At 56.1% G+C, this 22,231-nt stretch carries 25 protein-coding genes; 9 read left to right on the plus strand and 16 right to left on the minus strand.

The genetic code is table 11. The features are described from left to right. Positions 1–291: 291 nt before the first annotated feature. Positions 292–2,649 carry a S8 family peptidase gene (locus ACZ5CE_RS08490; RefSeq protein ID WP_464574459.1) on the plus strand — a complete coding sequence of 786 codons (2,358 nt, stop codon included), beginning with the start codon at positions 292–294 and terminating at the stop codon, positions 2,647–2,649. Positions 2,650–2,686: 37 nt separating this feature from the next. Here the strand turns inward: ACZ5CE_RS08490 and ACZ5CE_RS08495 are convergent, their stop codons facing one another. Next, positions 2,687–3,010: a nidogen-like domain-containing protein gene (locus ACZ5CE_RS08495; RefSeq protein ID WP_464577464.1), complete on the minus strand. Its 324-nt coding sequence runs from the start codon at positions 3,008–3,010 to the stop codon at positions 2,687–2,689. A 108-nt stretch (positions 3,011–3,118) separates the two neighbouring features. Here ACZ5CE_RS08495 and ACZ5CE_RS08500 point away from each other — a divergent pair, with 108 nt between their 5' ends. After that, a complete protein-coding gene (locus ACZ5CE_RS08500; RefSeq protein WP_464574460.1) occupies positions 3,119–3,577 on the plus strand; it encodes a ferritin-like domain-containing protein in 459 nt (152 codons plus the stop codon). 62 nt (positions 3,578–3,639) lie between these two features. On the opposite strand, the gene ACZ5CE_RS08505 is transcribed toward ACZ5CE_RS08500, so the two are convergent. After that, on the minus strand, positions 3,640–5,061 hold the full coding sequence (locus tag ACZ5CE_RS08505) for an adhesin (RefSeq protein WP_464574461.1): 1,422 nt from the start codon (positions 5,059–5,061) through the stop codon (positions 3,640–3,642). Between the two features lie 389 nt (positions 5,062–5,450). On the opposite strand from ACZ5CE_RS08505, the gene ACZ5CE_RS08510 reads away from it, so the two are divergent. Beyond that, positions 5,451–5,567 carry a PEP-CTERM sorting domain-containing protein gene (locus tag ACZ5CE_RS08510; protein WP_464577465.1) on the plus strand — a complete coding sequence of 39 codons (117 nt, stop codon included), beginning with the start codon at positions 5,451–5,453 and terminating at the stop codon, positions 5,565–5,567. 527 nt (positions 5,568–6,094) lie between these two features. On the opposite strand, the gene ACZ5CE_RS08515 is transcribed toward ACZ5CE_RS08510, so the two are convergent. The 6 genes from ACZ5CE_RS08515 to ACZ5CE_RS08540 all read right to left on the minus strand — a co-directional run bounded on the left by ACZ5CE_RS08515 (position 6,095) and on the right by ACZ5CE_RS08540 (position 10,889). Continuing rightward, the gene (locus ACZ5CE_RS08515) at positions 6,095–6,664 is read right to left on the minus strand and encodes a hypothetical protein (protein ID WP_464574462.1); all 570 of its coding nucleotides are present in this window, start codon (positions 6,662–6,664) and stop codon (positions 6,095–6,097) included. 567 nt (positions 6,665–7,231) lie between these two features. After that, a complete protein-coding gene (locus ACZ5CE_RS08520) occupies positions 7,232–7,720 on the minus strand; it encodes a DUF1579 domain-containing protein (protein ID WP_464574463.1) in 489 nt (162 codons plus the stop codon). A 37-nt stretch (positions 7,721–7,757) separates the two neighbouring features. Next, positions 7,758–8,141 (minus strand): YciI family protein, encoded by a 384-nt coding sequence (locus ACZ5CE_RS08525; RefSeq protein ID WP_464577467.1) that lies wholly within the window; start codon positions 8,139–8,141, stop codon positions 7,758–7,760. Between the two features lie 72 nt (positions 8,142–8,213). Continuing rightward, positions 8,214–8,690 carry a VOC family protein gene (locus ACZ5CE_RS08530; protein WP_464574464.1) on the minus strand — a complete coding sequence of 159 codons (477 nt, stop codon included), beginning with the start codon at positions 8,688–8,690 and terminating at the stop codon, positions 8,214–8,216. Between the two features lie 313 nt (positions 8,691–9,003). Continuing rightward, the gene (locus ACZ5CE_RS08535; protein WP_464574465.1) at positions 9,004–9,381 is read right to left on the minus strand and encodes a YciI family protein; all 378 of its coding nucleotides are present in this window, start codon (positions 9,379–9,381) and stop codon (positions 9,004–9,006) included. A gap of 236 nt (positions 9,382–9,617) precedes the next feature. Continuing rightward, positions 9,618–10,889 carry an RNA polymerase sigma factor gene (locus tag ACZ5CE_RS08540; protein WP_464574466.1) on the minus strand — a complete coding sequence of 424 codons (1,272 nt, stop codon included), beginning with the start codon at positions 10,887–10,889 and terminating at the stop codon, positions 9,618–9,620. 193 nt (positions 10,890–11,082) lie between these two features. Here ACZ5CE_RS08540 and ACZ5CE_RS08545 point away from each other — a divergent pair, with 193 nt between their 5' ends. Then, positions 11,083–11,529: a VOC family protein gene (locus tag ACZ5CE_RS08545; protein WP_464574467.1), complete on the plus strand. Its 447-nt coding sequence runs from the start codon at positions 11,083–11,085 to the stop codon at positions 11,527–11,529. A gap of 80 nt (positions 11,530–11,609) precedes the next feature. On the opposite strand, the gene ACZ5CE_RS08550 is transcribed toward ACZ5CE_RS08545, so the two are convergent. Then, a complete protein-coding gene (locus ACZ5CE_RS08550; RefSeq protein ID WP_464574468.1) occupies positions 11,610–12,257 on the minus strand; it encodes a glyoxalase superfamily protein in 648 nt (215 codons plus the stop codon). Here ACZ5CE_RS08550 and ACZ5CE_RS08555 point away from each other — a divergent pair. Next, positions 12,213–13,406, plus strand: coding sequence for a tetratricopeptide repeat protein (locus tag ACZ5CE_RS08555; RefSeq protein WP_464574469.1), 1,194 nt, complete (start codon positions 12,213–12,215; stop codon positions 13,404–13,406). The genes ACZ5CE_RS08550 and ACZ5CE_RS08555 overlap by 45 nt on opposite strands. Positions 13,407–13,583: 177 nt before the next feature. Here ACZ5CE_RS08555 and ACZ5CE_RS08560 read toward each other — a convergent pair whose 3' ends face one another. Beyond that, positions 13,584–14,021, minus strand: a complete 438-nt coding sequence (locus ACZ5CE_RS08560; protein ID WP_464574470.1) for a hypothetical protein — start codon at positions 14,019–14,021, stop codon at positions 13,584–13,586. Positions 14,022–14,196: 175 nt separating this feature from the next. After that, positions 14,197–15,036, minus strand: a complete 840-nt coding sequence (locus ACZ5CE_RS08565; protein WP_464574471.1) for an aminoglycoside phosphotransferase family protein — start codon at positions 15,034–15,036, stop codon at positions 14,197–14,199. Positions 15,037–15,163: 127 nt separating this feature from the next. Between ACZ5CE_RS08565 and ACZ5CE_RS08570 the strand changes: the two genes are divergently transcribed. Continuing rightward, positions 15,164–15,451, plus strand: coding sequence for a PepSY domain-containing protein (locus ACZ5CE_RS08570; protein ID WP_464574472.1), 288 nt, complete (start codon positions 15,164–15,166; stop codon positions 15,449–15,451). A 42-nt stretch (positions 15,452–15,493) separates the two neighbouring features. Here the strand turns inward: ACZ5CE_RS08570 and ACZ5CE_RS08575 are convergent, their stop codons facing one another. Together ACZ5CE_RS08575 and ACZ5CE_RS08580 are read right to left on the minus strand one after the other, a co-directional pair. After that, the gene (locus ACZ5CE_RS08575; protein WP_464574473.1) at positions 15,494–17,395 is read right to left on the minus strand and encodes an Lnb N-terminal periplasmic domain-containing protein; all 1,902 of its coding nucleotides are present in this window, start codon (positions 17,393–17,395) and stop codon (positions 15,494–15,496) included. Between the two features lie 109 nt (positions 17,396–17,504). Further along, positions 17,505–17,912: a DUF3015 domain-containing protein gene (locus tag ACZ5CE_RS08580; protein ID WP_464574475.1), complete on the minus strand. Its 408-nt coding sequence runs from the start codon at positions 17,910–17,912 to the stop codon at positions 17,505–17,507. On the opposite strand from ACZ5CE_RS08580, the gene ACZ5CE_RS08585 reads away from it, so the two are divergent. The 3 genes from ACZ5CE_RS08585 to ACZ5CE_RS08595 all read left to right on the plus strand — a co-directional run bounded on the left by ACZ5CE_RS08585 (position 17,911) and on the right by ACZ5CE_RS08595 (position 20,151). Further along, positions 17,911–18,192 carry a hypothetical protein gene (locus tag ACZ5CE_RS08585; RefSeq protein WP_464574476.1) on the plus strand — a complete coding sequence of 94 codons (282 nt, stop codon included), beginning with the start codon at positions 17,911–17,913 and terminating at the stop codon, positions 18,190–18,192. The two genes, ACZ5CE_RS08580 and ACZ5CE_RS08585, sit on opposite strands and share 2 nt — an antisense overlap. A gap of 329 nt (positions 18,193–18,521) precedes the next feature. Continuing rightward, entirely contained in the window at positions 18,522–19,733 is a 1,212-nt protein-coding gene (locus ACZ5CE_RS08590) for an NADH:flavin oxidoreductase/NADH oxidase (RefSeq protein WP_464574478.1), read from the plus strand. Between the two features lie 223 nt (positions 19,734–19,956). Next, positions 19,957–20,151: a hypothetical protein gene (locus ACZ5CE_RS08595; RefSeq protein ID WP_464574479.1), complete on the plus strand. Its 195-nt coding sequence runs from the start codon at positions 19,957–19,959 to the stop codon at positions 20,149–20,151. A gap of 221 nt (positions 20,152–20,372) precedes the next feature. Here ACZ5CE_RS08595 and ACZ5CE_RS08600 read toward each other — a convergent pair whose 3' ends face one another. The 3 genes from ACZ5CE_RS08600 to ACZ5CE_RS08610 form a co-directional block, all read right to left on the minus strand. Continuing rightward, the gene (locus ACZ5CE_RS08600; protein ID WP_464574480.1) at positions 20,373–20,801 is read right to left on the minus strand and encodes a VOC family protein; all 429 of its coding nucleotides are present in this window, start codon (positions 20,799–20,801) and stop codon (positions 20,373–20,375) included. Positions 20,802–20,855: 54 nt separating this feature from the next. Beyond that, positions 20,856–21,290 carry a YciI family protein gene (locus ACZ5CE_RS08605; protein WP_464574481.1) on the minus strand — a complete coding sequence of 145 codons (435 nt, stop codon included), beginning with the start codon at positions 21,288–21,290 and terminating at the stop codon, positions 20,856–20,858. A gap of 480 nt (positions 21,291–21,770) precedes the next feature. Further along, complete coding sequence (locus tag ACZ5CE_RS08610; RefSeq protein WP_464574482.1) at positions 21,771–22,220, minus strand: hypothetical protein; 450 nt, start codon at positions 22,218–22,220, stop codon at positions 21,771–21,773. Positions 22,221–22,231: the final 11 nt, after the last annotated feature.

Here is a 22,231-nt window from a genome sequence, read left to right on the forward strand (position 1 = left end):
CAGGATCTATAAGCATTCATGAATGATAGGTAAGCCACAAAGGAAAGTCGTAAAGGAATGGTTAAATATTCGTCAAATTAGTGTCATTTTCTTTTTTGATTGATTTCGGCTATCGTTAACTCCTGCATGGGCAGGATGATAATGCGGTCAAGTGTTAATACGGATACAGGAGGATGGTGAAAATCAAGCAGGCTTTTACACGGCCCAGCCCTTGAGCTTTTGGCCATACCTGCTATTTTTTATTGACCCGAGCCATTTATACAGAATCGGAGAATCATCAGGGAGATCTTCATGACAGAGAACGAAAGCAGCAACCCTTCCGATGCGCGCCGGCAACCTGTTGCAGGCTACCGCCGCCGCGTCGTCATCAAATTCAAGGATCATGTCCGGTTGCCGCGGGAGAATGCCGCCCGGGTGGCGGAAAGTCTGGGCGCCGGCCCATGGAGCGAACTCGCGGCGCAGTTTCCGGGCATCACGCTGGCGCCGCTCTTCTCCGTGAAGCAGCCCGATCAGCTTCGTATTCTCGCCGAGCGCGCGCAGGCATTCGATGCCGCGGCGCGCGCGCCCAACCTGGATGTTTATTTTGTCGTCGAACCTCCCAGGGGGACGGATGTCGAGGCACTGGCCGCGACACTTTCCCGATGGGATTCAGTTGCCACCGCCTACGTCGAGCCGCCGCCGGTCGAGCCCCCGCTCGTCAATGCCGCGGATGACCCTCGCAGCGGCAACCAGGGCTATCTGGACCCCGCCCCCGATGGCATCGATGCCGAGTATGCCTGGAATTTTCCCGGAGGCGATGGCGCCGGGCAAGCGCTCGTGGATATGGAATGGGGGTGGACCTTCAATCATGAAGATCTCGCAGCACACGGCATCACCCTTATTTCGGGCCTGAACCATTCCTATTTCTTTCACGGGAGCGGCGTTCTGGGAGAAATTGCGGCGGTGGACAACACTGTCGGCTGCGTTGGCATTACGCCCGCGCTGGCTTCTGTCCGCTGCGTTGGCCAGCACCAGCCGGGCGGCGGCTACAGCACCGCGCAACCTATCCTCGACGCCATCACCGTGATGAATTTTGGCGATGTGCTGCTGCTGGAAGCGCAAACCACCCTGTTCGGCTACAGCCTGGTGCCGGTGGAGATCGAGCCCGCAGTTTACGATGCGATCCGCCTGGCGACGTCACTGGGCATCGTGGTGGTGGAGGCGGCGGGCAATGGCGGCGTCGATCTGGATACCGTCGTCAACCCCGCCGGCCAGCAGATATTCAACCGCGCCAGCCCGGATTTCCTGGATTCCGGCGCCATCATCGTGGGCGCGGCCAGTTCCACCGCGCCGCATGCGCGGCTGGGCTTCTCATGCCATGGCGGCCGCGTCGATTGCTACGGCTGGGGCGAAAACGTCGACACCCTTTCTTCCGACTCCACCAATACCGCGACCAATCTCTATACGACCGGGTTCAACGGCACTTCGAGTGCCACGCCTATCGTCGCCGGGGCCGCGCTCGCCGTCCAGGGCCTGATGGAAGCCGCAACCGGCAACCGTCTTGCTCCCTGGCAAATGCGGATGATCCTGGGCGAGCCCTCATACGGAACTTCATCCCAGGATCCGGCCACCGACCGCATAGGCGTCATGCCCAACCTGCGCCTGATCATCGACAGCACCGTGCTCAACCTGTCCCCCGACATTTATCTCCGGGATTTCGTCGGCGATAACGGCGATCCGCATTTCGGTTCGATCTCCTCAAGCCCTGACATCATCCTGCGGCCGGCCGCCGTGCCTGACCCCCAGAGTGCTTTCGGCGCCGGCAGCGGCACCGAAAACGACATGGCCCTCGGTTACGAGGCGGAAGCGGGACAGGATAACTTCATCTACGTGCGGGTGCTCAACCGGGGTGGTTCCGCCGCTGCCAACGTGGCCGCCACCGTATACTGGGCGCCCCCCTCGACCCTGATCACACCCGATCTCTGGACCCTGGCAGGATCGATCAATCTGCCCAGCGTGCCGAACGGCAACCTGCTGACCGTCTCGAACGGCATAACCTGGGGAGCCGCGGCCATACCGGCGCCAGGGCATTATTGCTTCATCAGCATACTCAACACACCGCGTGATCCCGGCCCCTCTCCGGGTGACCTGATGGATTGGAACAACTTCATCACCTACATCCGCAACAACAATAATGTCACCTGGCGCAATTTCAACGTGGTCGATAACATGCCGCCGCCGGATGCCGAGCCGCTGGGCTACGTTGCGCTGCCTTTCATGGCGTCGGGCGCGCCCGACAGGGCGCGGCGCATGCGCCTGGAAATCGTGTCCCGCCTCCCGGCGGGTTCCGGAATCGTGTTCGAACTGACCCCCGAATTCGCGGAACTCCTGCGGGCGCACCCCCACCCCATGCCACTGGAATTCAAGACCGGGAACCATGGATGCCGGGTGGTCCACATACCGGTCAATTATTGCGGCTCGGTGCTATTTCCCGAGGTGGTGTTCCCGGCGAAGGCACGCATACCGCTGCGATTGCTGGCAAGAATACACGAAGCCATGCGCCACCATGAATTCGAGCTTTACGCGCGCCAGCTCTACGAGGATGAGGAAGTGGGACGAGTTACCTGGCGCCTGGCGCCGAACAGGAAATCCGGTAAAAGGAATTCCTGACGGCGCCAGAAGGTACCAGATGGCGTCATGATACGGATTACGCGAAGCGTTGCAGGCGCTTGCTTCGGCGCGCGATGAACCCCACCACGCCGAGGCCGGCAAGCAGCATGGCATAGGTTTCCGGCTCGGGCACGATCCCCCGCGTATTGGCATCGGGCGAGGCAGTGTAAACCGCTCCGCCGTTTCTGGTATCGACATCCGCCCAGAACGGCGCGATCATGGGCTGACCCGAAATGGGAAACGGCCTTGGAGTATAGGTCCCCAGCGGGCCGCCAAAAGTGATATTGCCGTTATCGTTCGCCCAGAATGCGTTGTAGGTATTCCCGAAAAACGCACCTCCAACCCGAAAAATAGAAGAAATGACGGCGCGACCTCTTCAGCCGCAACGCAGCCAATGTGCCTCAACGCACAGACCATCCCGCTCTTCACGGTCTAGCATGTGAACCCGGCCTTTTCCAGGAATATGAAAATGACCAACGATGAAATTGTCAGTACCTTGAATGGACTGATCGAGATTTCCCGCGACGGCGCCGACGGATTCGAAACCTGCGGGGCTGACATCGATGACGAAGCGCTAAAGCTTTATTTCCGCAACCGCGCCGAAAGCTGCAGAAGGGCGGTACGTGAATTGAACACCGAAGTAAGGCGGCACGGCGGCAACCCCGATACCAGCGGCACCATAACGGGCTCGATGCATCGGGCCTGGGTGGACCTCAAGGCCGCAGTCACCAGCCGTGACAATCGGGCCGTGCTGGAAGAATGTGAACGCGGCGAGGCCGCAGCCGTGGTAGCTTATGAAAATGCCCTGCGGGAGGAACTGCCGGGGGAATTGCGCGCACTGCTCGAGCAGCAGTGCGACGGCGCAAAAAGAAACCACGATCGCGTACGCCAGTTGCGCGATTCCGCACGGCACGCCAGGTCAGCCTGAGGCGGCAGGCCGCCGTCGATGCGCCGGGGAGAGGCTGGCCGCAGGACCCGCCGCAGGTCGCGCTATTTCGATACCCGGTAAAGCGTGACCGTACCTTTCCCACTCTTGTTTTTTGTCTCCACCGTCGCGGTATTGCCATCGGCGCTCATATTGAGCGAAACCGGTTCGTTTTCAGAAAACCCGGCGCAGCCGTTAGTATCGTAAGTAAATGATTTGATGCCGAATGCGTTGCTGCCCGCATCATAGGTGTACGAAGCGAATTCAACTCCGGGTCCGCCGCAGCTTTCATGCCCTTCGCGCGCGGGATCGCCGATGGGATCGACCAGCATGAATTTCCCGTTGGAAAAGAAAAAGTAGGTCGGGGTCTTGATCGCGGCCGGATCGGCTGCCCATGCCCCCATCAGGCCCTTGGGATCGTTCTCCAGCGGCTCGAAACGGACTTCCCGGACCTCTGTCTTGATGGGTTCCTTCGACGAGCTGATCTCCAGCGTGCCGGCGATATGGAAGAGCTCGCCGAAGAGACTTTTCTGCTCGCGCTTTCTCTGGACAGTGAAAATGTCCGAGGTAATCAGGTCCGAGCCATTGGTGCGCACTCGCCAGTTGGGCCGGGGATGCGACAGTCCCGCATGGAGATTGGTATCGATCGCGGGTTCCACCGCAACCTTGAAACCCCTGCCGTCCACCGCTGACAGGCGCGCCATGCCATATTCCACGCCAGCCTTGCTGACCAGGCTGCCGCCGCAAACCCGGTTGGTGTCGCACGAATCGTCCGGCGTCGCCTCCCCCTCCAGATATTCACCGGAGCCATCCCGAGACAGGCGTATGACAGAAGCCGTGCCGTCATGCTGCTTTATCCATATATGGGTGCCGAGCATGCCGATACCCTGCGAAAGAAAATTGGCCTTTGCCTGCGCGGCCGTTTTTACCGGCCCGGAGACGCCGCCCGCCTCTCTCGCTTTCTGCAAATCCGGGGAAGCGGCAAATGCAGCAGGATCGCCATCGAGATTGAGCGTGGCCGTGATAGCGGATGCCGCGCTGGCGGGGATGGAAATGCCGTTTGCCGGATCGCCATCCGCATCCAGGGATTGCAGCAGAATGAGCAGGTTTTGCAGCCTGTTTTCGTTATCTGCCCCCGCCAGATCGATCGGTGTGACGATAGCGGCGCCTTTTGCCTTCCCCAGGCTGAGACCGCCGAGCTTGAATTCCACCGTATCGCCGTGGTTATATTTAAAAATGCCCTTTTCATCTGTGACGCCGGATCCGGAAGACGCAGCGTAAGCCAGCCCGCTTACCGCCGCATCCAGAAACCTTCCCGTCGCGGGCCCTGTCTCGGTTTTTCCGCTGCCGCTGCTGCTGCCCGTGCTGCTTGCCGTGGGTTTATCGCCGCCATCGCCGCAGCCAGCAAGACCAAGCACGCATACCAGGGGCACCCAGGCAAATACTGGCGCCCAGGAAAAATCTGTCTTCTTCTGATTCAATTTCATCAGCTGATCCATTCCATATTTTAACGACGCGCTATGATATCAAACATAGCAAGCTATAACGCTACAATATGGAAAACACCCGGGGGAAGCCCGGTAAATCCCGCCAGGCGCGGAATGACGCTTGCGTTCGGTTGCCTGTTTGCCTGTTTACCTGAGCAATCCAGGGAATCGCCGATTCTGTAGCTCGATATTGCGGCGCTTTCCGCGGCAGATTCGGCTCTGCCCCGCGCTATCCGGACCACGGCCTTTCGCCCTCCCCTTCTTCCACTACCGAACCATCGCGGAAATTTATTCAGGCGGCGCATATTGTCGAGAAGCGTTACATGTAGTTTGTCAACACGCTGGGCACGCTTGGCGCGGTGAATGGCATAAGCGGTCCCGACTTCATCATGCAGGCAGATGGAAACCAATCTTTCACAGTGCCGGAACCCGCATCGCTGGTGCTGATCGGTCTGGGACTTTCCTTCATGGGCTTCTTCGGCAAATCCCGTAAACGCATGGGGTAAGCGGAACGGAAAAATAGAAAATATTAGTTGTCAGATCTCAAAAGCCGCGAGTTTATCGCGGCTTTTTTTATGTCTGCCAACTTACCGATCAACCGCTTGCGCAAATTACGAGCTCGCTATCAGCAACCAGAACAGTGGAAACAAAATTTATCCTGAATCCGGCAGTTGGGCAGGATGGAGTGTGCGGTTTTTGGCGTGCGGGGCAAGGTGCTGCGACGTGGAATGGCCATTCCATTCCAAGGAGTTGCAACGCAAGCATGTGCCCCAAAAATCGCGCAATCCGCCCTGTAGCGAACTCGCCATATAGGCGAACGTCGAATACCGCGAAAAGTCTTTTTAGATCATGGCTCTAAACTGGAAATGAGCGGTCAACTGCCGGATTTAGGTTTATACACACGTGGCGCAGCAGTTAGCAGTACCCCAGTAACAATTCCGTGACGATCCAGAGCAGTGAGTTCGTTTGCAGCAAGGCATTCAAATACGAAGGCATCTTTACGTTTTTTTTTATATTTGGCGATACCACCCCATCAACAGCAGGCCCGCAGCCGGGATCGGTATTGCGTGGGTATCCGGCCAAGGGATGGCGAGTATTGGGCCACGGCAAAAGTAGTGCCAGCGCGGGGATCGAATAGGCTTATGCCTAACGTGGTGTCGGCCGAGTTGCCCGGTGCGGGATTTCCGGTCAGATCGAGATTCTGTAGACTGCTTGCGTTGGGATCATCGGGCGCAAGATCCTCAAATGTTGCATCCGTGTCGAGTTGCGTCAATACGACCTCTTGTCCCTGGTCTGGCTCGATAATGCCATGATGAAAATCTGTTCCCACTCGCCGGGTATCGCTGATCGCGTTCTCGCTGGACGAAAATGGATTTTCCCCCATGCCATTCTCGGGGACAACTGTGAAGGTCAACGGGGTGGGATTGCTGCTGCTGAAAGTCCTGTCATGATCGCTATCATGGCCGTTGATGACACCTGAATCGAAGGTTCCTTCGGGCGGGTCTGTGGCGGTGATGGCAGTCATAGCATCCGCAGCACTCGCAGCAGAAACAGAACCACCCAAAATGAAAGCAGCGATGATGGCTTTGGATAATGTCCTCATTTTTTCTCCTGGGCACTTGCGGTTGGATAAACGGGGCTCTGTAATTTCCTTATTTCCCGACTCACTTTATCCAATATTTACGAGCATCTTTCATGCCAGAAAAATAATATGTTAAAACATAAACTTAATCCAACCCTCTCCTGGCCGCACTGTCGTTGAAAAACGACACTATTTTTAATGTAAAGAGAAAAGGCTTTGCTTGAACGGGAAGAACAGAAAAACCAGGCCAGCGCCGAATCAATGGAAAATGCGCAGAGAATGAAATACCCGAAACCTGGGCCGCCCTGGCAGGCGGCTTGGGGAAGCCAACAAGAATTAGGAGCCGTTAACACTTGTTTCGCACCCATGACCCAGGATGGTAGCTGGTTTCAGCCGGAACGAGACGCGATCCGCGTAGCACGTAGCAATCCGGGTGCAAAACAAGTGTTAACAGGCCCCAGCGCAACACTTTGCGGCACATGGCTGCGTCGGAACTCCCTGGAATGGGATAGCCATACCGCGTCGCAGCATCTTGCCCTGCAAGCTAAAAACCGCCCACTCCATCCTGTCCAACTGCCGGATTCAGGATCATTTCTCCTTTTTCCGCCGATAGGTCACGGTCATCATGGGACGCCATTCCCCATCGTCGCCCAGCATGTGGGGTGTGAGCAACCGGTGATCGCGGTCTTTTATCTCGATCACATCCCGGTATTTTCCCATCTTCCCCTCTTCCATGCAGTTCGGGCCTTCGGCGCTCAGCGTCAGCACCCGCTCTCCCGCATCCATGGATCCCTCGTATACCCAGAGATGAGCCATCATCGACCCGACCCAGGTGCCTACGTGCTGCTTCCTCGCGGTATCATAACCCAGGGTCATCAATGTGGTGGCTTCACCTCCGCCGGGCATCTGGCCCCGGCCCTCGCATAATATCCAGAAGTCTCCAAGCGGGCGCACGGTCTCCACGCCAAAGAATCTTTCCGCTGGCTTGCCCGGCTCCATCGAGCATTCGGTTTCATAAACCCATTCTCCCACCAGTTGCTGCAGCCAGGCATGTTCTTTCTGCGGTTCCGTCTTCATATGGTCTCCTCGAATTAAAATCTTTAAGTCATATACATCATCTCGCAATGCTTTCCGCTCTCTGTTTCAGGGCTTCGTCACCCGGCAGGCCCGCGATTTCCATCACTGGCCGGATCTCGACCACGCCCTTGCGCGCCATGGGGATACGGGCGGCAATGCCGATTGCCTCATCGAGATCGGGAGCGTCGATCAGGAAATAGCCACCCAGTTGTTCGCGGGTTTCCGCGAACGGACCATCCGTCACCAGCCGCCTGCCTTCCCGCACCCGCACGCTGGTCGCCATCGCTGTCGGATGCAGCGGATTGGCGGCAACATACTGCCCTTTCGACTGAATCGCGTATGCGAGCTGGGTGGATTCCACATAGCACGCCTCCCTTTCAGTCTCATTCAGCGCGGTCTCATCGCCGTAAATCAGCAACATGTATTTCACATCACCTCCCATCGTAATCATCGTGACCATCGTGAATATCGTGGCCCAATTCGTCACGGCTGGTCACGGCTTGTTCCCGCCACAAAAAGCATCCATCCTGCTTTGAAGCTCCGAGGAGGCGACGTCCTCCACATGCGTCGCAATGAGCCAACGATGCCCGAACGGGTCGACCACCTTGCCCATGCGATCGCCCCAGAACTGATTTGCGACCGGCATCGCTTCGCGGGCTCCCGCCTTGACAGCATCGGCGAAGGTGCGGTCCGCATCCTCGACATAAAGATGCAGGGTCACGGGCGAACCGCCCAGCTTTTGAGGAGAGGCCGAGTCCCATTCGGGATTCTCATCCGAAATCATGAAAATCGAATCGCCGATCCTGAATTCACCATGAGCTATTTTCCCGTCCGGCATGGTGAGGCGAAACAGTTCGGTCGCGCCAAAGGCTTTTTTGTAAAAATCGATAGCTTCCGCCGCACCGCGGACAGTCAGGTATGCGGTAAGCGTGTGATACCCATCTGGTATAGGCCTGGTTTTGGTATTCATGGCATTCTCCTGTCAAAGATCAAGATCAAGTCAAGCTGCTATAGCCCGGTGAGATTGGAGGGAGGAAAAACCTTCTTCCCGCACGAACCCGACAGCTGCGCAGCCGGACAATGGGTAATTGCTGACTGATAATCGAATGAATGGAGCTCGAATCGACAAGCTGAGGAAAATTTTTATTGCTATTTTTGCTATCGGTGGGGAGACTGCGCCAGTTGCCTCCGGTTTCATTAGAAACGGCGCGCTACGTCCGCACCATTGGCACGATGCTGCCTGAGGCCGGCGAATCATTTAGCTACGCGCAAGTGGGAACGCTTCATCGATCAAAGCCGAGCGCGCGGATAGTGCGTTCGTCCTCCGCCACGGGACGCACTTCCACGCAGCCCATCCTTGCGCCGGGAATGCGCGAGGCCACCTGTATCGCCTCATTCAAATCCCTGGCCTCGATGAGGTAATACCCGCCGAATTGCTCCTTGGTCTCCGCAAAAGGCCCATCCGTGATACCGATTTTACCGTTGCGCACCCGCACGGTGACTGCCGTGTCGGGAGGCTGCAGCCGGTTGCATCCGAGAAAGTGCCCGCTTTCCCTGATATTTCTCGTAAATTCCGCATATTCCTCGTAATGCTGCTCCGCGGCCGCCGCACTCATCTGTTCCATCACCTTTTCGGCGCAGATCAGGCACAGGTACTTCATATTGTCACCTCCGGCTTCAGTTTTAAAAAAATAGTGAATACTGCTGGTCGTTTGGGGAAAGCGGAATTCGACATGAGATAGATTCAAGGAACATTTTTTTATTTCCTTTATCCCGCAAGAACCGTTTTATCCAGAGGAAAAATTTCGTGGATGGACGTTATTCCGGGCCCTGACCCGGAAACCGGTGTCGCCTTGCCATCCGATAGGCGCGATAACGCCTCCAGCAGGAAGCCCTCTCAACCGCCCAGTTCGTTCAGCCTTCGCTCCAGGAAGCGGCGCTCTGGCTCCTGCCGGGCGAGCGCATAAGCGCGCTCGTATGCAGCGCGCGCTTCCGTTGTCCGTCCCAGCCGCCGGCACAGGTCGGCGCGCACCGAATGCGCCAGATGATAGTCATCGAGTTCACCCTTTGCGAGGATCGCATCGACGAGATCGAGCCCTGCCTCCGGGCCGTCCCGCATCGCCACCGCCACCGCGCGGTTCAACTCCACCACGGGCGATGGCTCGATGCGCAGCAGGATATCGTAGATCACGACAATCTCCGCCCAGTCCGTCGCCGAGGCCGGGGCGGCGTGGGCGTGAACCGCAGCTATCGCCGCCTGCAAGGTGTAAGGACCGAAACGGCGCGACAGCAATGCCCGCTCCACCAGCGCCGCCCCTTCGGCAATATGCTCCGCATTCCAGAGCGAGCGGTCCTGGTCTTCAAGCAGGATGAGATCGCCTTCCGCGGAACTGCGCGCCACGTGCCGCGACTCCTGCAGCAGCATCAGTGCAAGCAGTCCCAGCGCTTCGGGCTCCGGCAGCAATTCGACCAGCAGCCTGCCCAGACGAATCGCCTCGCTCGAAAGGGTGGCACGCGTAAGCGATTCTCCGGACGATGCCGAATAGCCCTCGTTGAAAACCAGATAAATCACCCGCAGCACGCTCTCCACCCGATCCGGCAGTTCAGGCGCCGAAGGCACCTGGTAAGGGATACGGGCATCCCGGATTTTTGCCTTGGCCCGAACGATACGCTGGGCAAGCGTGGGTGCAGCGGTAAGGAATGCCCGAGCGATCTCCTCGGTTGTCAGCCCGCATACTTCGCGCAAGGTGAGCGCTACCTGAGCATCGGGAGGGAGAGCGGGATGACAGCAGGTAAAGATAAGCCTGAGGCGATCGTCCTCGACCCCCTCGCCATCCGGGTCATCCTCCTCGGCGGCGAGATGCTCTTCGATGTCTTCAGGCAAAGGCTGGAATCGTGCCCGGCGCCGCAGGCCGTCGATAGCCTTGAAGCGCCCGGTCGAAACGAGCCACGCACGCGGATTCTCCGGAACTCCATCGCGCGGCCATTGCTCCAGCGCTGCCCTGAAGGCGTCATGCAACGCCTCTTCCGCCACATCGAAATCCCCGAGCAGGCGAATGAGGGTGGCGAAGACATGGCGCGAATGCATGCAATAGATGGCATCTATCGCCTCCCTGGCATCCGTCGTGCCGGACGCCGCCCGATCATTGTTCTGCGGAGCAATCGGCATTTGTCAGTGAACGTGCGGTTTGCCCGCAAGGAGCCACGGCACAAGGTGATATCATTCTGAATGATACCGGATCCGCGCCGGCAGATCCGGATTGGCGGTAGCCGGTAGGTCAGATTAGCGTAGCGTAATCTGACAGTGGGCTGAAAAAATCCGGTGGAAACCTGTTTCCGCTATAAAGATTACAGGAGGAGGCATGAACGAGCAAACCAGACCGCACCTGGTCGGCGTCAACCACATCGCGCTGGAGGTGGGAAGCATCGACGAGGCGCTGGAATTTTACGGGCGCATCTTCACTTTCACGCTGCGGGGCCGCGGCCAGCATTCCGCATTCATCGACATGGGCGATCAGTTCATCGCGCTGATGGAAGGACGAAAGCAGAGCACGGACGACGGCCGGCATTTTGGCCTCGTGGTGGACGATCGTTCCCGCGTGCGGGAACTCGCCGAGGCAGCCGGGGCGACCATGCTGGAGGACAGCCGGATGGATTTTCTCGATCCCTGGGGCAATCGAATCCAGGTGGTGGAATATCGCGACCTGCAATTCACCAAAACGCCCGCCGTGCTGAAATTCATGGGACTGGACCTGGAAAAAAGCGAGGAAGCGAAGGCTGAACTGCGCAAGAAGGGCATCGAATATTGAACGCGGCTCGTCCGCAGCAACCCGATAAGGCGCAGTAAAAGCTCTGCCCTGGCTCCAGATGGCAGATCGCGCCACGCAGTTTATTTCGACCGCTCGCAAAACCGGAGTCGATTTCCGAATGGGTCGGTAATTTCCATGACCCGGCCCCACGGCATTGCCTCGACTCCAGGTTTTGCATAACGATAAGATTTCGCCTGGAGTTCAGCTTGAAACACACCAATTTCCTGTATCGGCACAAAAATTGTCGAGCCTGGAGTAGCATCCCCGTGATGTTCGCTTAGATGGAGAATCAGGTCCGATCGCCTTATCTCGGCGTATAACGGATAGTTATCCCCAAACCGATGCTCCCATTCGAGACTGAAACCCATGAAATCAAGATAAAACTCCCTCGCTTTTTCCTCCGAAAAAATACGTAGAATGGGAATGCCGGCCGACAGATGCATGAGTTTTGGGGGAAATGAAGACGGTGCGATTATATACCGCCATGGATCGATACCGATATCGACATCGGCATTGCCTTCCGCATGCCGTTTTCCTGCTGGAAATGTGGATAAAAACGAATATGCGATGACACATAAAGTCTGAATTTTATGAGAAAATCGCGTTTGTAAAAAACCGAATAAAACGAAGTAATTCTGGATGGATTTGCCTCCCCGCCCCTCCACTTTTTTGGACCGGAATTTATGAAGATGACGCGAATCGCGCTGTTTGCTCTTCTGGCATTTCATGTGGTCTATCCAGTCCACGCCGAGGACTCGAAATGGCAAATGATCAGCAAGGAAGCCATTTCGCTTTACGACAAGGGGCAATACGATCAGGCGGTGGCAACCGTAAAGAAATCGCTTGCGCTGGCGGAAAAAAAACTGGGGGCTGACCACCCCAACGTAGCGACCAGCTTGAACAATCTCGCGGAGCTCTACCGCGACCAGAAGCAGTACGCCCAGGCCGAACCATTTTACAAACGCGCCCTCGCAATTCGCGAGAAGGCTCTTGGCTCCAGCCATCTCCTCGTCGCCACCAGCCTGAACGGCCTGGCAGAGGTTTACCGCGCCGACGGACGCGCAGCCGAGGCCGAATCGCGCTACAAGCGCGCATTGGATATCCGCGAGAAAAACCTGCGGCCCAACCATGCGGACGTGGCCCAGACCCTGAACAATCTCGCGGAACTCTACTGCACCCAGGGACGGTATGCGCTGGCCAGGCCGCTGTACGAGCGCTCGCTCGCGATACGCGAGAAAGCCCTTGGCGCCAACCACCCCGAGATAGCCACCGGCCTCAACAATCTCGCATTGATCTACCATACCGCAAACCAGTATGCGCAGGCTGAGCCGCATTACCGCCGCGCCCTGGGAATCTACGAGGCGAACCTGGCGCCTGACCATCCCCACGTGGGAATCAGCCTGAACAATCTTGCAGCGGTCTATCACGACCAGGGGCAATACGCGCAAGCCGAGCCGCTGTACCGGCGGGTGCTTGCCTTACGGGAAAAGGCGCTTGGCCTTCACCATCCCGATCTCGCGAGAGCCCTGAGCAATCTCGCCGAGGTCTACCGCGCGCAGGGGAAATATGCACAGGCCGAACCACTGTATGAACGCTCACTGGCCATCCTGGAGAAAACAGCCCGCCCCGATCATTCGAACATGGCGACCAGCCTCAACAACCTGGCCCTGATCTATCACACGCGCGGACAATATGCCCAGGCGGAACCATTCTACAAACGGGCATTGGAAGCCTTCGAGAAGAGCCTGGGGCCTGACCATCCCAACGTGAAAACCAGCAGGGACAATCTCGCAAAGCTTTACGAGGCGATAGAACTGGCCAGGGCCGACAATGCGGCAGACAGGCCAGTAACGCTCACGCGGGCAAGCCAGCAGTAAGCTTCATGGCTGTGTTGCTTATGCGGCGACATCCTATCTCGCCGCCAACCTCAACGGTACTCCAGCGGAAAGCATGGGGAACCGCATCTTCCGCGTATCGCCATACATGTAAAACGGGCCTGAAACGGCAATCGCCCCAGGCCCGCTAACACCACTCAACCCAGATTCAAATCCCGATCAATACTGCCCCACGTGCTCACTGGCAGCGGTCATGTTTTGCGTATCTGGCACGGGGCCATCTTCAGGCAATTGCACAGCCAGTTTCCGATACAGGGCCGCTTCCCTTATATTCGCCTTGGCGGTCTCGTCATATTTGCGAACCAGCGCCTGGGTGTGCGACTGCAGATCCTGAGCCTGCCTGCCATACAGGTAGCTCTTATCCTCGTAGTGCTCCAGCAGCTCCTTTTTTTCCTTCAATTTTGCTTGCAGCTCGATCGCTGCATCTTCATAATGTTTTGCCACGGCCTCGTGATCGCCACGGGTTACGGCGCTTTGAATGGCTGCGCGGATTTGAGGCGTATCGGTAGGATCGGCAGCCGATGCCATCGGGCTTGCCGAAACCAGGAGAGCGAACATCGACAGTGTGGCAATGATGTTTGCTGATTTAGTATTCATGGCAGTAGTAAAGCCGGATTTATTTAAGATGGCTTTATCCTACTTTAGGCATAAAAATATGTATATTGGGGAAACCTTGGTTTTATACTAAGGAAAACCCTTAGGGAAATGCTGAACAAAATCCCGGCATTTCCTGGAACGCCCCATCAGCACCTTCCGCGTGCCTGAATCGCGCTCAACAGCCCAGTTCTCCCAGCTCTACCCAGGCCAGCTCGGCGACAGCCAGATCGCCTTTTGCCGACTCCGCATCACCGTCCTCCAGAAACCAGGCGGCGGACAAACCCGCATACGCCACTATCCATTGCAACAGCCGCTTGCGCTCCAGTCCGGCCGCCTCTGCCACCACTTCCAGTTGCCGCGTCAGCCGGCCAGGCGCCCTGACCGTCGCCAGCTCCGGATTACAGAAAAGATTGGCATAATCGAAACCGCGTTCGCCGATCACGCGCTTGGGATCAATCGCCAGCCAGCCGCGTGCCCCGAAATCGAGAATATTGCGGTGATGGATGTCGCCATGCAGCACCACCACATCCCGCGGCGATTCCAGCAGCCTGGCAGCCATTGCGGCGCATAGCGAGAAAATATTGCCGGAACTTCCATGGTGTTCGCCACTGCCGCTGCTGCTGACGGCTGCCAGCGGCAGCGCCCGAAACCACTGCGCCAGTGGAACCAGGGCCGGGGGTGGATGCAACCTGGGTGCATGGAGCCGGGCCGCCACGTCGCAAACGATCCGGCTGGCCTCATCATCCCGTCCGGCCAACGCCATATCCAGCAACGAGGACGGGCCTTCCGCCCGCTCCATGAGCAGCGCATCTTCTTCATGCGCGAATACGCGCGCGGCTCCCTGCCCACCCCACCATGCCATCAGCGCACCGCCGAATTTTTCCTCCGCATCCAGCGCTATTTTGACCATCGCGGGCACACCCGCCATTCTTACCGGCAGAAGCCTGCTGCCACGGGTGATGATCGGATCGCCGTCCGGCGTCAGTTGCCATCGTTCCAGGTATTTTTCAAACATGCGCAATATATGACATCGATAAACAATGCCGAGGAAAAAACTTTTCCGGTTTGTAGGTTATCGCACAGATGCCGCTACCTATGAAGAAGGTAACATAACCACACTTTCTTAATAACGGGAGGATAAGATGAAGACGAGCATCCTGTCGGGTTTGGTTTTTTCCATTACGGTAGGGCTTGCCGCGACAGCTTTTGCCGATGAAAAAGTTCAATGGTCCGACGTCCCTGCAGCGGTGCAGAAGACGATAACCGAAAACGCTGGCGGGGGTAAGATAGAAGAGATCGAGAAAGAAACCGAAACGATCAACGGGAAGAAGATGCCGATTTATGAAGCCGAAGTAAGAAAAAAAGACGGTTCCAAGATCGAGATCAAAGTGGGTGAGGATGGCAAGCTCATCGCGGTCGAAAAGGACTAACCATTTCACAACCCTTGCATTATTCCGGGCGCAGGTTTTTTATTAAAAAAAATAATTGACCGAAAAAACGCCTTCATTGTTGTGGTCGTAGCGATTCAATTCCACCCGCACATCGAGATCCTGCGAGAGGGCGTAGCGGGTGATGAATTGAGAAGTAAAAAAACGCTTGCTGTCGCCGAGGAGAAAAATCTGGTAACTGCCTGCAAGCTTGATTCTCAAATTCTCGCTTATGTCATAGTACAAACCCACCTCGGCATCGCCGCCAAGGCGAAAATCCTGCTTCAGGTGGCCTGAAAATTCGGTTTTCAGGTCGATGAACGAAAACAGTAGCAACGGCGAAAAAAATTCCGGGCGATAGGAAGCGCCCCGGCCATAGCTGGCATTGAAGGAGTTGCAATAACCGCATTTGCGGTCTCTCAGCGTGTCGATTTTCACTTCTGCCCGCCATGAAGGCTTGGCAAACAGGGAATCGTAAGGATTCAGCGCCGTGATGGAGAGGAATTTTGCCTGATCCAGCCTCAACCTCTCGGATTCAAGATAATAACGCAGCTTGAAATCCATGAAAATGATTTCCGAGTTCTTGTCGTATCCCACATCGCGCGCCATCAGGTCATGATAAGCCGGGCGATAGGCGAATTCCATGAAAGGCTCGTGGGCATTGTGTCCCACTCCCACCCGGAAGCGATCAGTACCATGGCCATGGTCCGGACGGCTGGAAAAATGCGTGATGGCGCCCCTTAGCTCATCCTCAGCGTTATCGATCGCATTGGGCAGGCGGCTTCTTGCCCGCAAGACCGAAAGCGGGATTTTTATTTCCTTGTCGCTCTTTTCCTGCATGCTTTGATACTGCAGGTAATCCATGTATGCATTCAGCACGAGCGCCTGGGATCGGATCGAAAGGCCCTTGAAAGCCGCGCTTTCCGGCGAGATATCCTTCTTGATCATGCCTTGCAGCATGCGCTTTTCATCGTCGGCCATCTTGAGCCGCTTATGGTTCATCTGGCTGAGCACGGCGGGCCGATAGACGATATCTTTCACCAGCCCCTTCTGCGCCATCACAATTTTTACGGTATCGGTCGGAATCACGCTGAAGAAAAACGAGTCCTTCAGCCGCAAATCGGGGTTGGCGACTTCCAGCAGCGAAAGCACGTGGTATGAGCAGTTTTCCTGGAAATAATAATAATCAAAATAGGTGCCGCCTAATTCCCACAAATGCAGCAGCATCATGGTCAACTGGTCTTCGGTGAACTTGAGCTCATACTCCCAGAGATCGCGGCTCTCCCAGTTGTTGTACTCCTGCACCTTCGTGTAATACGGAAATATCGCGAAGCGCCCCTGGAACGAGCCTATCAGGCCCCTCAAGGCATAGAGAAATGCATTGTCCGTATCGGGATTCGCCGCGTAGTTCGCGCCATAATTCATCAGGTTATTACCGCTGCCCGTTCTCCGGCTATCGATGCGCAGCAGCGTATGTCCAAACATGGACGCCGGGTTATTCATGAAATAGGATGCAAATACCAGCGTCGCCCCGGTTGGATCCAGAGACTCCATCCAGCGGTCGAGCCGCTCGCAGGTCTGCACTTTCAGGCGGGAATCGAACGCCAGCCGCTGGTTCAGCCATCTGAACCGGGCGGGAAAATTGCACTGCGGATGCTCCTTGCCCTCCGGAATACTGGCTAAGGGAACGAAGAAACTGGCCAGCGTGGCCGCCAGCTCCGCTTCCGGATCGATTTTCCCCTGGGGAGAATTGAAAAATTCCATCCCATCGGCTTCGCTGATCACGCCGGCCAGGGGCCTTTTGTCGTATTTTAAAAGCAGGTGCCAGACGCGTTCGTGGGCAAGCTTCTGTTTTCTCGCTTGCTGTTGCAATTCAGCAAGGTAATCAGCGGTGGAATCAGGTTGGGAATGGGCGGTTGCAGGAAAAAAGGAAAACCAGAAAAGCAAGCCAGCTACAAGACAAGCAGACCGCACGTTGTAACCATGGGAATAAGGGGGATAGGGACAGCGATACGGAAACGGATACAGACTTTCGCCCGTATCCGTTTATCTTTTTTTAGTTTAATGCCGATACCTGCACATTACAGGATTTCGCCAGCGTGGGATGATTGCCCAACTGATTTTCAAGACGGCCGAGCAATTCGGTCGAGGTTGTCTGCTCGTTCACAACCAGATCATCGAATTTCGCCTGAACCAGAGCCCCGAATTCCTTGTGGCTTGCCGTGGAGCACTGATACAAACTGGCCAGGGTATTCAGGCTTTCACCTTCGCCCTGGGCCATTTCCTTGACCAGGCTGGTGTAATTCTCCTGCGCAAAGACTTCCCGCTCCTTGCTCAGCTTTATCAGTCCATTATCTCCGCAATTGGAAGTGCCGAACGTGATCCCGAAAGTTTGGGACCCGAATGTTCCATTCGTCGTTGCGGCGAAGATTTGCTCGCCACCTGGCTTCGACCCTACAACCATGGAACCTAGTCCGCAACCTGCCGGACCATATCCGGCGGCAAAAACAGAAACAGGAAGCAAAAACAGAGAAGCTGCTACGGCAATCCGACCAAATCGTCCCATAATTCTCTCCCTAGAAAAAACCATCGCCGCAAATCCGGATAGACGATCCGATGACTCGTCGATAGTTTCAAAACATTTAAAATTTAATCAATCAACGGAATCCAGAGAGAATAAACAATTTCTTCTGGATAAAGTTGAATTTACTGAAGCCCTCTTAGGTTGTCAAATGAATATTTAGCTCCATCCGGGCTGTGGCGGTTCTCCCGGAGAGACATACTGTTCCCCGCTTATTGCTCCGCCTTATCCCCGTTTTCTGGCGCGTGACGCCAACATGCTGGCGCCGGTAGACGGCAGGCCTTCATAACTCATGCGCCGCTCATATCCGTCGCGCTTCCGACCCTCACTGGAAAACTGTATTCTTGTATTTTCCGCATAGCGAGCGTCCGGACCAGGGCAGCAAGGACAGCAGAGGTAAGACATAGTGACGTAACCGCCGGGAATCCCTCGCGATTCCTGGCTGCGCATGCCTGGCGGAATTCCAGTTCCGGCATTTCCAAGGAGAAAACCATGTCCCAATACGACCCCAACAGGATCAACCACCTTTCCCTTGATTCTGCAAGCGGCCCGGCCGCCGATGAAAGTACAAACCACGCTTCCTTCCAGACGCAATGCCAGAGCGACCACGACCGCGAAATTCCGGAAGTGGACTTGTTGTCTCCCTTAACACTGCGCGGCGTTACCTTTCGCAGCCGCATCGCGATGTCGCCGATGTGCATGTATTCTTCCGAGGATGGCTTTGCCAATGATTTCCACCTGGTTCATCTGGGAAGCCGGGCAATCGGGGGAACGGGCCTTATCATCGTCGAGGCGACGGCAGTTACGGCTGAGGGGCGCATCTCGCCCGCCGACATGGGAATCTGGAAGGACGAGCATATCGAGCCGCTGGCGCGGATCGCGCGCTTCCTGGAATCGCAGGGAGCAGTTCCCGGCATCCAGCTTGCGCACGCCGGGCGCAAGGCCAGTTGCGACAGGCCATGGAATGGTGGGCGCAGCCTCAAAAACGCTGCCGAGGGTGGCTGGCCCGTCGTCGGACCCAGCCCTTTGCCCTTCGATACGGGCGATCCGGTGCCCCAACCGCTATCCGCGGAGGATATCGAGCACTGCATCGCAGCCTGGGAAGCCGCCACTCGCCGCGCGCTCGGGGCGGGTTTCAAGGTCATCGAGCTTCATGCCGCCCATGGTTACCTCATGCACGAATTTCTGTCGCCCATCAGCAACCAGCGTACCGATGAATACGGCGGCAGCCTGGAAAACCGCATGCGCCTGTTGCTGCGCCTGGCTGGGCGAATGCGGCAAATCATCCCCCAGGAGCTACCGCTTTTCGTGCGTATTTCCGCGACCGACTGGGCGAAGGGCGGCTGGGATATCGAACAATCGATCGTGCTTTGCCGGGAACTCCAGTCGCGGGGAGTGGACTTGATCGACGTATCTTCCGGCGGAGCAACACCGGATGCGAAAATTCCGGTATCGAAAGGCTACCAGATTCCCTTTGCCCGGCGCATCCGGGAAGAAGCCCAGATCCGCACCGGCGGCCTGGGGTTGATCACAGATCCCCAACAGGCAGACGAAATCATCACCAGCGGCGAAGCGGACCTGGTCTTTATCGGCCGGGAACTGCTACGCGAACCATACTGGGCCATCAAGGCACAGCACGCTCTCGGTGAGGAGCCTGCGTGGCCCATCCAGTATGGCTATGCGGTGAAGCGGCGGGCGAAGTGAAGACATACATGAATGTAGATAAGAGAGAATCGCTTGCTTAATCCGCTCTCCTCATACCAATTGCTCTTCTATATACTGTATTGCAAATTGAAGTATGGGAGGAGCCATAATGCCTTCACTCCATTTGGTAGAGCGACAAGACTACATTAAACGCGTTGCTGATGGATCGGGGGAATAGGAGAGTGGTTACTGGGCCGTTAGCAAAGATACAGCCGAACGTCTCGTGGGTGGTGATCTTTATCTTCATAAAGGTCAAGACAAATCTTCGCACTTCGGAGGAAAAATCGTTTCTTTTCGCCTTGAGCAGGATGGGGAATTTAACGGAAGAATTATTTTCCGTTTCAGGGCGTCGATGGAACACAAGGGCGTGCGGACAGGACCTGAAAAATGGGGAAATGAAAAGAAAATTGACTGGTAATCATGTTTAGTCGAGGCCCAATAATTCATAAGCTTGTAGCTTGTAGGTCGGATTAGTGAAACGTAATCCGACGAACCATGCAAGATAACGACGGCTTACGTTTTTCGGTATTGCCATTGCATGAGATAAAAACCTTCTACGATCGGCCTACCCGCATTCACTTGCCTTCTGTTGTCAGATTACACTTCGTTAATCCGACCTACAAAACTTGGAATGAAAAATCAAGCCTTGGGCTCGACATAAATCATCCAGGAAACCCCAAACTTATCTGCGACCATGCCGAAGCGCGGAGAGAAAAATGTGGCGATCAAGGGCATCTGCACCTGCCCGCTCTCGGACAATGCAGCGAACAAGCGATCCGCCTCCGCCGCGTTGGGCACGGTGAGGGACAGTGAAAAACCCTGGAAAGCAGCCTGCCCCTTGCATTCGCCATCGGAAACCATGATAGTGCTGTCGCCGATGCGAAAGCTGGCATGCATCACCTTGTCTTCCGTTCCCGGCGCGGGCCTGCAGGAATCATCGGGTCCGGGAGGCTCGGGGCTGTCCTTGAAGCGCATGAGCATGACCACCTCGGCGCCCAGCGTATTTTTATAGAATTCGATCGCTTCCTCGCAACGGCCATCAAAGAACAGATAAGGCTGGATTTGCATATTGTTTCTCCTTTTCGGTTTCAAGAGAGTAAAGATGGGGACGCGTGCCTGGGTTTATTTCGGTCGTTTCCGCGTAGCGATCTGTTCGCGCATCCGCTCCTCCGCCTCGCGAAGCTCAGGGGTGAATTCGACGCCGAAATCCGCCGCCTCAAACACCTGACGGATCTCGATTTCGCAGTCTCCTTCCAATGGATTGGGGCAGCGCTTGACCCATTCGATCGCCTCCTCCTTTGATTTGACCTGGAATATCCAGAACCCCGCGATCAACTCCTTGGTTTCGGTAAAAGGCCCATCGACGACGGTGCGTTTCTTCCCCGAGAATTTCACTCGCGCGCCCTTGGAGCTTGGCTGCAACCCCTCGCCGGCAAGCATCACCCCGGCTTTCACCAGTTCGTCGTTATACTTTCCCATTTCTGTCAGCAGCTTTTCGCTGGGCATCACGCCCGCCTCGGTGTTTTTGTCCGCCTTGATCATCACCATGAAACGCATTATCGTATCTCCTTGAGTTTTAAACTTTCCAGACAGATTCAATTGCCAGGAGGTGGATTTCGAGAAATCTCCGGATCATCCGGCCCAGAAGCCGGTGGCTGCTCAGAGATTCCCTGATCATAATCGAATGAGCGAAGGAAAATCGACACGCGGAACAAATTTAAATCATAAAAGGGTGGGTGGAGTGAAATGCAGCTCATCAAAAAACATCTGCCCGACAGGAAAATGATGGGTTACACCCTGCTCCGCCCAACCTACTCAAGCTCACCATACAGGTAAATGTCGGGTATTGAGAAAGCTTTTGTGGATTAGGGAAGCGCTGAATAAATCTCCGCTGGCGCGGCGGTGGCTTTCCGAGCGGTCAACCGCCGGATTCAGTTGAATCCGGCCCAGGCCAAGAGGTTTTCGAGAGACATATAAAAAAGCCCCAACCGACTGTGCCGGATGGGGCTCACTGCAGAGTCAGCCTTTAGGTGCGGGTCAGCGTATCGTGGTATTGCTCTGATACGAGCCGCTGACGATGTTGAGCTTCTGTGCGTCGGAAACAACAGGGTTGCTTTCGAGCTTGCCAGCTATCTGCCGGTGCAAGGCAGCTTCTTTCATGGTTGCGTTGGCAGTCGCCTCGTATTTCCGGGCCAGCGCTTCCGCGTGTGACTGCAAATCCTGCGCCTGCCTGCCGTACATGTAGCTCTTGTTCTGATATTGCTCCAACAGGGCTTGCTGTTCCTGCGCCTTTGCCTGCAATTGCGTGGCCATATCCTCGTAGGACTTGGCTACGGCGAGATGATCCCCAGGGGTTACCGCGTTTTGTGCTGCCGCACGAATTTCCGGGGTATCCACAGGTTGCGCGGCGTTGACGGAAACCGTTGCGGAAGCCAGTAAACCCGCTACCGATATCGCTGCCAGAAGATTCCCAAATTGTTTTTTCATGATGGCGATTA

It is taken from the genome of Nitrosospira sp. TNL200 (assembly GCF_055386305.1).

Coding starts and splice junctions, on each gene's coding strand:
- ACZ5CE_RS08490 (WP_464574459.1), top strand. CDS start 292: ATGACAGAGAACGAAAGCAGCAACCCTTCCGATGCGCGCCGGCAACCT.
- ACZ5CE_RS08500 (WP_464574460.1), top strand. CDS start 3,119: ATGACCAACGATGAAATTGTCAGTACCTTGAATGGACTGATCGAGATT.
- ACZ5CE_RS08505 (WP_464574461.1), bottom strand. CDS start 5,061: ATGAAATTGAATCAGAAGAAGACAGATTTTTCCTGGGCGCCAGTATTT.
- ACZ5CE_RS08510 (WP_464577465.1), top strand. CDS start 5,451: ATGCAGGCAGATGGAAACCAATCTTTCACAGTGCCGGAACCCGCATCG.
- ACZ5CE_RS08515 (WP_464574462.1), bottom strand. CDS start 6,664: ATGAGGACATTATCCAAAGCCATCATCGCTGCTTTCATTTTGGGTGGT.
- ACZ5CE_RS08520 (WP_464574463.1), bottom strand. CDS start 7,720: ATGAAGACGGAACCGCAGAAAGAACATGCCTGGCTGCAGCAACTGGTG.
- ACZ5CE_RS08525 (WP_464577467.1), bottom strand. CDS start 8,141: ATGTTGCTGATTTACGGCGATGAGACCGCGCTGAATGAGACTGAAAGG.
- ACZ5CE_RS08530 (WP_464574464.1), bottom strand. CDS start 8,690: ATGAATACCAAAACCAGGCCTATACCAGATGGGTATCACACGCTTACC.
- ACZ5CE_RS08535 (WP_464574465.1), bottom strand. CDS start 9,381: ATGAAGTACCTGTGCCTGATCTGCGCCGAAAAGGTGATGGAACAGATG.
- ACZ5CE_RS08540 (WP_464574466.1), bottom strand. CDS start 10,889: ATGCCGATTGCTCCGCAGAACAATGATCGGGCGGCGTCCGGCACGACG.
- ACZ5CE_RS08545 (WP_464574467.1), top strand. CDS start 11,083: ATGAACGAGCAAACCAGACCGCACCTGGTCGGCGTCAACCACATCGCG.
- ACZ5CE_RS08555 (WP_464574469.1), top strand. CDS start 12,213: ATGAAGATGACGCGAATCGCGCTGTTTGCTCTTCTGGCATTTCATGTG.
- ACZ5CE_RS08550 (WP_464574468.1), bottom strand. CDS start 12,257: ATGAAATGCCAGAAGAGCAAACAGCGCGATTCGCGTCATCTTCATAAA.
- ACZ5CE_RS08560 (WP_464574470.1), bottom strand. CDS start 14,021: ATGAATACTAAATCAGCAAACATCATTGCCACACTGTCGATGTTCGCT.
- ACZ5CE_RS08565 (WP_464574471.1), bottom strand. CDS start 15,036: ATGTTTGAAAAATACCTGGAACGATGGCAACTGACGCCGGACGGCGAT.
- ACZ5CE_RS08570 (WP_464574472.1), top strand. CDS start 15,164: ATGAAGACGAGCATCCTGTCGGGTTTGGTTTTTTCCATTACGGTAGGG.
- ACZ5CE_RS08585 (WP_464574476.1), top strand. CDS start 17,911: ATGGAACCTAGTCCGCAACCTGCCGGACCATATCCGGCGGCAAAAACA.
- ACZ5CE_RS08580 (WP_464574475.1), bottom strand. CDS start 17,912: ATGGTTGTAGGGTCGAAGCCAGGTGGCGAGCAAATCTTCGCCGCAACG.
- ACZ5CE_RS08590 (WP_464574478.1), top strand. CDS start 18,522: ATGTCCCAATACGACCCCAACAGGATCAACCACCTTTCCCTTGATTCT.
- ACZ5CE_RS08600 (WP_464574480.1), bottom strand. CDS start 20,801: ATGCAAATCCAGCCTTATCTGTTCTTTGATGGCCGTTGCGAGGAAGCG.
- ACZ5CE_RS08605 (WP_464574481.1), bottom strand. CDS start 21,290: ATGCGTTTCATGGTGATGATCAAGGCGGACAAAAACACCGAGGCGGGC.
- ACZ5CE_RS08610 (WP_464574482.1), bottom strand. CDS start 22,220: ATGAAAAAACAATTTGGGAATCTTCTGGCAGCGATATCGGTAGCGGGT.